The following is a 14,205-nucleotide window of genomic DNA, read 5'->3' as shown; positions in this document are numbered from 1 at the left end:
TGGATTACATTTTTGTTTTTGTTAGCTTGTAATACTTTGTTTATTAAGGGATTGTGTGTAATTGATTTTTTTGTAATATTTGTATTATAATATGTAATATTTGGTTGATATTTTGTAGTTATTTCATAAAAAAGACAATCTAATTTTGAGCAAAATGAAAATTTTATAGGATGGGTTAATTGTGGCTTTTTATATGGCTTAAAGTTCTATTATAATTTTGTCGATGTATTTGATGCGTCTTTATTTCATTTAAAAATATGAAGTAGGAAAAGCTGTTTTATTTCTTTCTGTTTTTAATTTATAGCATATTTAAAATCTGTCATTTATAATAAGAAAATAGTGTGATATTTTTTAAAAAGTAAGATAAGATTTATTGTTTTTATTCGAATATTCGTATTTAATTAAAAAAAAACATTAACTTGTTAAATACTAACCAATTCTTTTAAACATGAAAACAATTAAGAGTTTATGTTTATTGCTATTTGTTTTATTTTTTAACTTTCTCTCTTCTCAAAACCCTAATGTTATAGTAATAATTGCTGACGACATGGGGTGGTCACAGGTAAGTACTGGACTAACCAACTTGAATAATCAAAGTGATTTTTATGAAACCCCCAATTTAGAAACTCTTGCAAGTCAAGGTATTGCATTTCCATATGGATATGTAAACGGTGCTAATTGTGCACCAACAAGAGCAGCTTTATTGAGTGGACAGTATGCTTCCAGGCCACATAATAATATATGGGCAGTAGATAATTTGAATAGAGGGGGGAATAGTACCTTGCTCGTTGGTCCTTCACAAGGTTTACCTTCAGGGATTGATGAATTACCAGTAAGTGCCATAACCATAGCTGAAACTATGAAAACTGCTGGTTATGCCACAGTGCATCTTGGTAAATTTCATGTAGGAGAAAACGAAAGTACTAATGTTACTAACAATGCGGCTACCGATCAAGGTTTTGACTATAACTATGGAGGTGGTACCAAAGGTGCACCGGGCTCTTATTTTGCTTCCGGTAGTGCTCCATACATTTTTCATAGTAATATAGGGCCAGAACTTGATGTTTATGCATCTCCATATACTGCAGCAGAATCTATTGCATTATCTGTAAATGGAGATACGACTCTAGAAGGAACCCCCAAGCATGTTACAGATGCTATGGCCGATGCAGCTATAGATTGGATGGAATTAAATAAAAGTACGCCGTTTTTCATGCATTTTAGCAACTTTGCAATACATGGGCCTTTTGATACGGGGAATGCACGCCCGGATTTAGTAACAAAGTATCAAGCCAAAACCCCAAGCCAAATGGGGCATAATAATATCGGTCAGGCAGCTATTGCCGAAGGTATGGATCAAACCATAGGAAGGTTAATAGATTATCTAAAAACTACCGCAGATCCCAGAAACCCTGGGAATATGTTGTCTGCAAACACCTTGGTTTATTTTATATCAGATAATGGTGGGGCTATCGGAACAGATGACAATGGTCCTTTAAGAGCAATGAAAGGGGAACTATATGAAGGTGGTATCAGATCGGTTACCATCGCTTGGTCTGAAGCGTCTTGGTTGGCTAATAAAGGAACTATTAATACAACTCCGGTTATGGCTTTTGACCTTTACCCAACACTTGCAGAAATGGCGGGAGCATCATTGCCTGGTGGTGGATATGATATAGATGGTGAAAGTCAATGGCAAATGTTAACTAATGGAACAGCCATGACCAGAGAATCATTATATTGGCATTTTCCTGGCTATTTAATTGATTCCAAAAGAGATCAAAGACCTGTTTCTGTAATAAGAAAAGGGGATTATAAATTAATTCATAATTATGAAACGGCCTCGTATGAGTTATACGATTTAGTAAACGATATTAGTGAGGCAACAAATTTACTTTCTGGTACTCCAGATCAGGCTACTTTAACAATAGCTAATGATATGAGTACAGATTTGCAAAATCACCTTATAAACATATCTGCACCATTACCAACATATAGAAGTAACGGACAAACGGTGCCATTGCCATATATAATTAATACAGGTGGCGGACAAAATTCTACTGATGGCTGTCAGGCAATAAGCGGATATGATGCTTACTGGGATTTTGATATTGCCAGTGATGCCAATGATGCTTCTGGAAATGGTAACGATCCGAATCCAATAAATGGTACATTAACGTATGATGCTGTAGATTTTAAAGAGGGAGACCAATCGGTTGTGTTTGACGGCACTGTAGACATTAATTATAGCTCTGCTACATTTATGTCTTTAGCTACATCAGCCAGAACAGTTTCTGCTTGGGTAAAACCGACAACTTTAAGTGGTATTCAGGAAATTTTTGATGAAGGAGGAAATACTGTTGGAATCGCCATGCGGTTAAATGGTTCTAATCTGGAATCGGTCGTTAGAAGCTCATTAACAGTCGCAGATAGCTTATCAACACCATTTCCGAATGATGGCGACTGGCACCATCTGGCACTTGTTTATGATGGCGCTAATACCAGTCATAAATTATTTATTGATGGTGTAGAAGCAGTGTCTAGTAATACTGCGCCTGCTTCTATTGGTTCTCATAACGCTACAGGAGGAGGAATAGGTGGTGTTATAGGTAGTTGGGATAGCTTTTCAAATGCAGCCGATAGTTATTTTATAGGTAAAATGGATGCCTTTGCGGTGTATGATGCTGTATTGAGTGACACCCAAATAAATGATGCGGCATGTGTAGCGTTAACAAATTCAACAGCGGGATGTCAGCCTACTAGTGGTTATGAAGCTTTTTGGGATTTTGATTTGGCAAATTTAAGCATAGGTGAAGATGCCTCGGGTAATTTACATAATCCCATTGCTACAGTTGGTTCTATTGCAACGGATACGTCAGATTTTAAAGAAGGCGATCAATCTGCCGTATTTAATGGTAGTTCAAGTATTCAATACTCACCTGGGTCACCGGGAGGTTTTATGGAAAGCAGTCTTAATGCAAGAACGATGATGACATGGGTAAAACCAACAAATTTATCTGGATTGCAAAACATATTTGATGAAGGAGGAGGTACTATAGGCATAGCGATGAGATTAAATGGCAATAATTTAGAAGCTGTAGTTAGAGATAGTGGAACGACTTCTGTTGAAATAAGCTCAGTATTTCCAAATGATGGTGACTGGCATCATGTGGCTTTAATTTATGATGGTATAAACTCTAATCAAAAGCTTTATATAGACGGTGTAGAAGTCGCTTCTGGTACAGCAGCTACTTCTATTGGGGTACATACAGGTAAAGGGGGTATAGGTGGAAAGATTAGTGGTAGTGATAGTTTTAAAAATTCAGCAGATGCTTTCTTTACTGGAAAAATGGATGCTTTTGCAGTTTATAATACCGTTTTAAATGCAACAGAAATTAACAATTCTGCTTGTGTAGTGCCACCGCCAGCAGTAGTGGCAGATGCCGGACCGGACGTCACAATTTGTGAAGGCGATTCAACTACATTAACGGCATCTGGAGGTACTACTTATTTATGGAGTACTGGAGAAACTACAGCAAGTATTAATGTAAGTCCAATAGTAACAACAACGTATACAGTAACTGTTTCTGATGGCATTACGTCTGATAATGATGATGTCATTGTAACGGTAACTCCATCACCAACTGCAGATGCAGGAGCAGATGTTACTATCGATGAAGGTAATTCAACCACATTAACGGCTACTGGAGGTGGTACATATTTATGGAGTACCGGAGAGACTACAGCGAACATTAATGTAAGTCCAACAGCAACTACCACTTATACCGTAACGGTTACACAAAATGGATGTAGTTCAAATGACGATGTTGTAGTAACTGTAAACCCTATAGGAGGTTGTACATATTCTGTGATAAACTCTGAAGGGTTTGAATCTGGTTGGGGGATATGGAATGATGGCGGCTCAGATTCTTTTAGAGATTCAAACGCTGCTTATGCCACAACAGGAACTTATAGTATGCGATTACGAGATAATACTTCTACTTCTGTGGGAACTACAGATAATTTGGATTTAACAGCATATGATGAAATAACAGTTGACTTTGGTTATTATTGTAGAAGTATGGATAATAGTAACGAAGATTTTTGGTTACAAATATCTACAAACGGAGGAGGAAGTTTTATAACCGTTGAAGAGTGGAACAGAGATGACGAATTTGTAAACAATCAGTTTTATACAGATCAGGTAATCATTGCTGGTCCGTTTACTGCGACGACACAATTAAGATTTAGAGCAGATGCGTCCGGGAACTCAGATTGGGTCTATATTGATGATATTGTTATTAATGGCTGTAGTTCTGGCGGGACTTCAAAAATTAATGTCAAAAAAGAAGAACTTGAAGTTGTAAATATAGAAGAGGATGTAGCGTTCGATTTATCTGAAATTGAAGTTAAACTTTACCCTAACCCGTTTAGAGAACAACTGACGATTAAAATTCAAGCTGATTATAACCAATCTAATGTTCAGGTATTTAATATACTTGGCCAATTGATTATTGAAAAGAACTATTTCAAAGAAAGATTGATTAAAATCCCAGCTAATAAATTAGAAAGTGGTCAATATTTAATAAATATAAATGTTGACGGAGATATAGTTCGTAGGCGAATTGTAAAGCATTAAAATAAATAAAAACTATTGTTTTTTATTACTTAAAGAGAAGGTTTATTCCTTCTCTTTTTTATTTTTTTAATCTATTTCTTTCTTTAAAAAGTTGAATTTTAGTAAAAAAATCGACAAAATGATTTTTATTTACGTTAAAATGCGATATTTTTATCAAGACTAAAATTTCTAACTCCAAATCTATGAAATCAATAAGTACTTATTTATTGCTATTATTTTTTATTGTAGTTAAAAAAGTTTATGCCCAGTCTCCTAACTTTATTGTTATTATTGCCGACGATATGGGGTGGTCTCAAGTTAGTACAGGTTTGACAAACCTTAATAACCCTAGTGACTTTTATGAAACTCCAAATCTAGCAACATTAGCAAGTGAAGGTATCGCCTTTCCATATGGTTATGTTAATGGTTCAAATTGTGCGCCAACCAGAGCGGCACTTTTAAGTGGGCAATACGCCTCACGACCAACTAATAATATTTTTGCAGTAGATAACTTAAATAGGGGAGGTAATTCAACCCTTTTAATTGGACCAGATAATGGATTGCCTAGTGGTGTCGACGAATTGCCTAAAGAAGCAATTACCTTGGCAGAAACCATGAAGGCAGCTGGCTATGCGACGGTACATTTAGGGAAATATCATGTAGGAGAAAATGAAGCAACAAACGTTTCGGATAATGCCGCTACAGATCAAGGGTTTGATGTTAATTATGGTGGTGGGACTAAAGGAAATCCAGGAAATTATTTTGCTTCTAATAGTGGCGCTCCATATACGTTTGGAAGTAGTATTGGTCCGGAATTAGATCCTTATGCAGACCCTTACACTACTGCCGAATCTTTAATGCTGGCTGGAGATAATTCTTTAACAGGAACAGCAAAACATGTAACCGATGCTATGGCAGATGCTGCTATGGATTTTATTGATACCAATATTAATAGTCCTTTTTTTATGCATTTTAGCAACTATGCTATTCATGGTCCATTTAATCCAAGTGATGCACGACCGGATTTAAGAACAAAATATGAAGCTAAAGCCATTAGTAGCCCCAGTTCCATGGGGCATGATAGAAAACCAGGACAGGCTGCACTTGCTGAAGGCATGGACCAAACCATAGGGAGGTTAATCGATTATTTAAAAACAACGGCAGACCCTAGAAACCCTGGGAATATGCTATCGGAGAACACGTTAGTGTATTTTATCTCAGATAACGGTGGTGCAGTTCATAGTGACGATGCAGGACCTTTGCGAGGTATGAAAGGAGAATGGTACGAAGGTGGTATTAGGTCTGTTAGTATTGTGTGGTCTGAAGCTTCATGGTTAGTAAACAAAGGAACTATTAATTCAACGCCTATAGTTGGATTTGATATCTACCCAACATTTGTTGAGGCAGCCGGAGGAACGTTACCTGTTAGTTATGATATTGATGGCGTTAGTCATTGGCAATTATTAACTAATGGAACAGCTTTAAGTAGAGATGCCTTATACTGGCATTATCCTGGATATCTGATTGATTCCAATCGTGATGCAAGACCCGTTTCTGTTATTAGAAAAGGAGATTATAAATTAATTTATAACTATGAAACGGAATCTTATGAGTTATATCATTTAATAAATGATATCAGTGAAGCGACTAATCTGTTAGCAGGCAGTCCAGGTTTAGCGACTTTAGCTATAGGGAATGATATGAGTACCGATTTACGTAATCATTTAATAAACATATCGGCTCCTTTACCGACTTACAGAAGTAATGGACAAACGGTTTCTTTACCTTATATAATAAGTACTACAGGAAGCGGACCGAATTCAACAGATGGGTGTCAGGCTGTTAGTGGTTATGAAGCTTATTGGGATTTCGATTCTGTGAGCGATGCCAACGATGCATCAGGGAATGGACATGACCCCAATCCCGTGAATGGGACATTGACTTATGACTCAGTAGATTTTAAAGAGGGAGATCAGTCAGTAGTATTCGATGGGTCGGTAGATGTAACCTATAGTAGTGCGACGTTTATTTCTCAAGTAACCACAGCTCGTACGGTTTCAGCATGGATTAAACCAACTGGATTATCAGGGATTCAGGAAATATTTGATGAAGGGGGAAATACTGTCGGCATAGCCATGCGACTAGACGGTTCCAATCTGGAATCTATTATAAGAGAATCTACTGTAACTACAGATGCTTTAAGTGCAGGGTTTCCAAATGATGGAGATTGGCATCATGTAGCATTAGTTTATGATGGAGGGAATACAAGCCATAAATTATATATAGACGGCCTTGAAGTCGCTACTAGTAATTTAGCACCAAGTTCTATTGGTTCTCACAATACAACTGGAGGGGGTATTGGAGGTGTGATTGGTAGCTGGGATAGCTTTGCTGTTTCTGCAGATAACTACTTTACAGGAAAAATGGATGCCTTTTCAGTTTATAATACAGCATTATCTGCTTCACAAATTAATGATGCTGCATGTTTGATAATTACTAATTCTACAGCTGGTTGTCAACCTTCAAGTGGATACGAAGCCTTTTGGGATTTTGATCTTGCAAGTAATGCTAATGATGCTTCAGGAAATAATCATAACCCTACTTTATCGCCATCTGCAGCTATCACTTACGACGATATAGATTTTAAAGAGGGTGATCGATCAGTGATATTCAATGGAACAGAGGCAATTCAGTATGCTACAAATTCCACATCGCCAGATAGTTTTTTAAATTTAATAACGAATTCCAGAAGTGTTATGGCATGGATTAAGCCATCTTCTTTAACAGGTATTCAGGATATTTTTGATGAAGGCGGCCAAAACAGGGGTATAGCCATAAGACTTAATAATTCTAATTTAGAAGCCATAGTAAGAGAAACTTCTAGTGTAGCCGATCAAATAAGCGCGGCATTTCCTAATGATGGGGATTGGCATCATATTGCATTTATATATAGTGAAACTAGTACACTTCAAAAATTATATATTGATGGTGTAGAGGTGGCTACCAGTAGTAGTGCTCCAGCATCAATAACCAGTCATTATAGTTTTGGAGGCATTGGTGGTAAATTGAGTGGAAATGATAGTTTTCAAAATGCATCAGACGCTTTTTTTACTGGAAAGATGGATGCTTTTGTGGTGTACAACGATGTCGTTTTAACACCAACTCAGATATCAGATTCTGCCTGTTCTGGGACTTTAAATGCACAGGGGGTGGATACCAATGTTGCTTCGATATACCCAAATCCATTTGAGAATCAGTTACAAGTTGATATTACAGAATTTACAAATGATGTGAAAGTCATGTTATTCGATATGCTTGGTAAAACAATTTTGACTAAAAATTATAAAGAAAAAACATTTAGTATTTCATTAGAACATTTAGATAAGGGGGTATATCTATTACAAGTGGAAGTGAATAATAAGCTAATAACTCAGAAAGTTATAAAAAGATAAAAACTTTCAGTTTACTATAATTAAAATTAGCATTTCTGTAAAGACAGGGATCTAAATATTTCATTAAATTAAAAGAGAGGCTTTAAGCCTCTCTTTGTTTTTGGAAATAAGATTTGAACTTGTGTTATTATCCAGCTATTTAATTAATACTTTTTTAGAAGTTTTTCCATCTTCAGTTTCTATCGTTAATACATAACTACCAATTTTAATTTGGTTTGCATTATATTCTAAATAGTTATTGTTAGTTTTTGGCTCAAACTTTAATAAAGGTTGTCCTAGTAAATTAAACATTTCTACAGATTCTATGTTTTTTAATGATGGGTTATGTATAATAATACGTTCCTTTTCATTAGAAAAATAAACTTGCAGATTTGTTTTTTCAACATCTTCTGAACCTAAAAATTGTTGTTGATTTGAAAATGCAATTTCAAAACGATCTTGGTATTCGCCAGGAACTAGCAACACGTCATAGTTACTCTGCTTTAAATCATGGTATATGTTTAAATCAATATCATGTAAATATATATTTTGGTTACTACCAATATTATTTAAACCATCAATTTTTATAGTAGCTATGCCTTCTTTATGAATTTTCACACCCAAAGGAAGCGTTTGTTCTTTGTTAAAGTTATCTACCGCCTGAATGATTAATTTTGAGCTATTGATATTCCAATACATATCCTCGCTATTGGTTTCGATTAATAATGCATCATAACCAATGTCAAATCCTTTTGATGCGTTTTCATCAACACCAACAAGTAATTGGCGATGATAACCACCAGGTGAATCTAACATCAACCTAATTCTTTGTCTGGTATCTATTTGACTATTAGTTACGTTTGTAGTTGATTTTCCTTTAGAGTTATTTTTAAGGAATAATGATCCTGTATTAGTTCCAGAAACCGTTTCTCTTTGGAATACACGGTGGCTATTACTAAATGTAATAGTGCCACCATTAACAGGCAAAGTAATTCCCGGATCGTTTGAATCTCCAGTTAAATCAGTATCTAATATAGCGGACACGAAAAACCCTTGACCAACAGGAATATATCTTTCAGGTAATTTTGTTCCAACTGCTCCTGTAGCATTAATTCTGGTATCATTTGAAATAGCAACTGCGCCCCCCATGAGGGTATAAGTCGCATAACCACCTTGATATCCTTTTAAGTTATGCGTATTATTGCTGAAATGATCCCAAAAATATAAGGCGCCATTAATTATGTTTTCGGTTGGGTCTGAGTAATTACCACCTTCAGTCACACTAATATGATCTAAAATAAATGCATTGGCATCAATAGCTGAAGGATAAGGGTTTCCAACCAGATATTCATTATCATCACTTAATGTTAAAGTAATATCTCCGTTATTTGGTTGTCCTAGTAGCTCGTAGTTTTGATTAGGAGTTGCTGTACCAGGTCCTTTCATAGTGAATCCTTCTCCTGGCAATAAAGTTCCTGTGCTTCTAACATGTTGCCACTCTGAATAGGTATCGCTTGCTCTATTGGCATATTTCCATATCCAATAATCTGCGAGAGCAACTGAGGGTGTAGCAGTACCATTATATCCAGAGCCCAAGAAACTAATATTATTAAAAACATTAGCCAGTGTATAACTTCCATTACTTGATGGGGAAACAGGAGAAGACCAATAGTTATATATGTAGGTGTTTGAGGTACCTTGTTGATCTCTTTCTAAAGTACCTGTACTTGTAGCATCAAAATCACTACCTGTGGTTTGGATGAGTTGAGACTCTCCTTCTAAATCTATAGAACCGTCAAGTTTTAGATAATGTGTTATAGTTAGTCCATGTCCAGTATTTGTAGCGGTATCACCATTTATGGTAAGTTCATTAACATTAGAAATTAATGCTAAAACATTCAAATCTCTGTCAACAGAAATATTATGATTAATTTCAACAATATTCCAATCTACTTGCGTCCCATTAATTGTTGTGTTAGGTGTGTACTGCACGCCATTATTTAACCAGGTAGTAGATATATCCCAACCAGTACTGGCATTTGAAACAAACGGCAAGGGGCTTGTTTGATTTTCAATAGCACTAGTGGGTAGATTGAAAAGTCTTCCATTTTGTGTCGTGTTTGAAGATTCATTTAATGTGCAATTACCTCTTATGTGAGAGAAGGGGTAATATGCTAATAAATCAGCAGAAGGAATGCTGCTTATTTCATGTTTGGTTGCTGTTTGAGGAATTATTTTACCATATACATTGCCTCCAGAAACTTCAATTTCCTGATTCATAATAAATCTAAGCTGATCTACGGTTAAAGCATGATTCCAAACCCTTAACTCATCCATTTCACCCGAAAAGAAGTTGCTGGGTGAACTTCCAGATGCACCAATAAGGAAACTTTCTGAATTGGCGACAGGCGATGTACTAATATTAGCAGTACCATCTTCTATACCATCTATGTAAATCTTTGAGGTTGTTCCATTATAAATCACAGCAACATGATGCCAAATATTTTGTGGCACACTATTCGTTGACGTTACGGTTTGAGTACCAGAATTAAAACTCATAACCACATGTCCTGAACCATTAATACTAAACTCATAGCCGGAAGCACTTCCTTTAGAAACTATGGTTCTACCATTAGTATTACTTTTTACCCATGCTGAGATTGTGAAATGCCCAGTTAAATCATTATTGTCTCCAAGATCAATATATCTTGTAGTACCATTAAAACTTAAATGATAATCGTCTTGATAGTCTTCGGTTGTACCCAAAGTGAAATATTCTGCATTTTCAAAATTTATACCAGTAAAAGTTAAAATATCTGTAGTGGCATTATAAGTACCTGCAATATTTTTATAATTATTGAAACTTGTATTATCTGCTATTAATAACTCTAAATTTGCTCCTTGAGCATCAGTAATGGAAGAAGTACTTAAATCAAATTCCAAGGTAACAGTTCCAGGGTCATTAGTACTTTCCCTAACGATCCATCTTCTTTCTAAAATATTTGTTGATCGTATAGGAAGGCTTGTAGTGGTAAGTGTTATATTATCACCATTATTACCAACCAGTAAATAACTTAAATCGGTATTTAAAGAGCCAGTCTCTGCTTCCATTGTTAAAATAGGTTCTGGTACAACATTAACGCTTTTAGACTTTTGCTGTAATAAGTTTGAATTGTCGTCTCTTGCAATCCCAAAAACATTATATCCGTAACCAGCATTTAAAGCACCATTCCAAAGTATACTGCCATCAGAAGCTATATAATCATTACTGGTTCCTGCATATCCAAATGGCGTTGATGTATTAGTTGCAGAATCCCAAAAAGCATCATTAGAACCAAGGGTAACCCCATATTTTATAGATAGATAAGACTCTACTTTTTGACGCTCCGTAGAGCTTAAGTCTCTGTCATACATTATAATTTCTGCAATATCTCCATTGTAACGATAACCCGAACCGGTATTTATACCATCCCTTCTTGCTCCAACTAAAACATCTGTAACAGAACTTCCAGTAGAAGTTCCGTCATTTCTATCGGCTGGGTCGGCTACACCATTAACATATGGCGATAATCTGGTTAAACTACTACCGGTATTAGAAACAATACCAGTTGTAATTTTAGGTTCGTTTAAGGCATAAATTGTACCCCAACGTACGGCTTGATTACTTCCTTGTCTTCCTAAGGAATGGTGTAATACACGATCTGTTGTACCAAACCAAACCTGATAGTTACGTGTTGAATTATTTGATTTACCAAATACAGTTCCGGTAGTCGCTCCACCAGTAACAACAACAGTGATGATGGTCATTTCATCTGTGTTTGGCTGTAAATCAAGTTGAGATGGATTACCTAAATTATAAAATGAATTTCCAGAAAATCGTAAAATAGGATTATAGTTAAGTCCAGAAGCAACATATTCAGCATCTGTTGTTCCTTGAGATGCTCCGGTAAATCCATTGGCAGATTGGTCTGTCCAGGAATCAACATCTGTTCCTGTTAAAGCAATACCTTGGTCTGCTCGTAACCATAATTGTAAATTAGAACCAACATTTCCTGGTGAATTAGTTAGTAGCGCAGAGCCTTGTACTGTAAAAGTATATGGGTTTTCATCACTATCATCATTATCGATAGAAATAATAGCTTGTAAATTAGAACCAACTACAGTAGGGGCAAACCTAACAACGAAAGTTAAATCTCCACCAATAGCAATACTATTAGCGCTAGGCTGTGTTAAAATAGAAAACGCAGCATTACCACTAATATCTACAATAGGAGTGCCTCCTGTTAAATTTAAGGTAGAGGTACCCGTATTTTGAATGGTAAACGTATGATCAATTGTCGTTGAGGTAATAGCGGCTCCAAATTCGGTGTCATCACCAAAAGCTGGTGTTGTATCTCCTGAAATAATATCAATTGAGTTTCCTTGTATGTTTATTTCCGGGGCCAAATTAGATGAAGAGCCTTGTACTGTAAAAGTATAAGGGTTTTCATTGCTATCATCATTATCAATAGAAATAGTAGCTTGTAAATTGGTGCCAGCTACTGTAGGAGCAAATCTAACAACGAAAGTTAAATTTCCACTGCTGGCAATACTATTAGCACTAGGTTGTGTTAAAATAGAAAACGCTGCATTACCACTAATATCTACTAAAGGAGTTCCTCCAGTTAGATTTAAAGTAGCAGTGCCTGTATTTTGAATAGTAAACGTACGGTCGAAAGTAGTTGCATTAGGGATAGTTCCAAATTCGGTGTGATCTCCAAGAATAGGGCTTGTATCTCCAGAAGCAATATCGGTTGCATTCCCTTGAATATTTATTTCTGGAGCTGGAGTAAATGAAGAACCTTGAACTACAAACGTATAAGGGTTTTCACCACCTGTTGTATCATTATTATCAATAGAGATCGTAGCTTGTGCATTCGTCACATCGGTAGTTGGTGCAAATCTAACCACAAAAGTAAGATCACTTCCACCATTCGCAATGCTATTGGCACTAGGTTGCGTTAAAATAGAAAATGCTGCATTACCACTAATATCTACAATAGGTGTACCTCCTGTTAGATTTAAGGTAGCAGTACCTGTATTTTCAATGGTAAATGTACGATCGAAAGTTGTTGTATTTGCTATAGAGCCAAATTCGGTGTGATCTCCTAGAATAGGGCTTGTATCTCCTGAAGCAATATTGGTTGCATTCCCTTGAATGTTTATTTCTGGAACTGGCGTAAATGAAGAACCTTGAACCACAAAAGTATAAGGGTTTTCACTACCAGTAGTATCATCATTATCAATAGAGATCGTAGCTTGCGCATTCGTCACATCTGTTGCAGGAGCAAACCTAACTACAAAAGTTAAATCTCCACCGCTAGCAATAGTATTAGCGCTTGGAGGTGTTAAAATAGAAAACGCTGCATTACCACTAATATCTACAATAGGTGTTCCTCCTGTTAAATTTAAGGTAGAAGTACCTGTGTTTTGAATGGTGAATGTACGATCCAAAGTTGTTGAATTGGCAATAGAACCAAACTCTGTATGATCTCCTACTGTTGGCGTTGCATCTCCATTTACAATAGTTGTAGCATTGCCTATAAGATTAATTTCTGGGGCTGATGGCGCAACAATATTAACAGTATAATCTTCTACTTCCCCAAAGCCAAAAGATTCACAAGATGTAGGGGTTCCATTCCATTTCATGGATACCCTCATTTTGGTATTTCCAGTAGTTGCAGTAGCGGGAATTGTAAAAGATCCAGATACAGGTGAAGCGGTAGAAGCAGCTTGTGACCATACTTGTTCGCCAGGATCAGTAAAATCATCATTTTGATTATAATCTATCCAAACAGAGTAGCCTTCGCTCCACGTTATACTTGTCCAGGTTGGCGTGATAGTAATAGTATAATTTGTACTAGTGTTCAAACTAGTAGTTGTTCCCGTAAAATCTGAATAACCAGTACTGGTTGTACCAATACCTGATGTATTGTCAATAGTATTTAATTGTACTCTTCCTATATATTCATCAGAAGTATTATTACCGTTTGATGAGCAATGTTGAGAGTGAGAGAGAGTTGTTGATAATAGCAAAAACAAACATGTAACATATTTAATTTTTGAAAAATCTAAATTTTTCATAGTTGGTTAACTTTCAGCTTGGGGCTAATAAAT

3 protein-coding genes are annotated in these 14,205 nt (G+C 36.1%); 2 read left to right on the top strand and 1 reads right to left on the bottom strand.

All coding sequences use genetic code 11. From position 1 onward, the window contains the following. Positions 1-448: 448 nt before the first annotated feature. Together Q4Q34_RS00410 and Q4Q34_RS00405 are read left to right on the top strand one after the other, a co-directional pair. Complete coding sequence (locus Q4Q34_RS00410; RefSeq protein WP_303319034.1) at positions 449-4,639, top strand: LamG-like jellyroll fold domain-containing protein; 4,191 nt, start codon at positions 449-451, stop codon at positions 4,637-4,639. Between the two features lie 182 nt (positions 4,640-4,821). Next, positions 4,822-8,070, top strand: coding sequence for a LamG-like jellyroll fold domain-containing protein (locus tag Q4Q34_RS00405; RefSeq protein ID WP_303319035.1), 3,249 nt, complete (start codon positions 4,822-4,824; stop codon positions 8,068-8,070). A 135-nt stretch (positions 8,071-8,205) separates the two neighbouring features. Here the strand turns inward: Q4Q34_RS00405 and Q4Q34_RS00400 are convergent, their stop codons facing one another. Continuing rightward, positions 8,206-14,172, bottom strand: coding sequence for a choice-of-anchor D domain-containing protein (locus tag Q4Q34_RS00400; RefSeq protein WP_303319036.1), 5,967 nt, complete (start codon positions 14,170-14,172; stop codon positions 8,206-8,208). Between the last annotated feature and the right edge of the window lie 33 nt (positions 14,173-14,205).

It is taken from the genome of Flavivirga abyssicola, assembly GCF_030540775.2.
GTDB classification, from domain to species: Bacteria; Bacteroidota; Bacteroidia; order Flavobacteriales; family Flavobacteriaceae; genus Flavivirga; species Flavivirga abyssicola.
The sequence above is the reverse complement of the archived record's forward strand: the minus strand, read 5'-3'. Positions and strand labels throughout refer to the sequence as shown.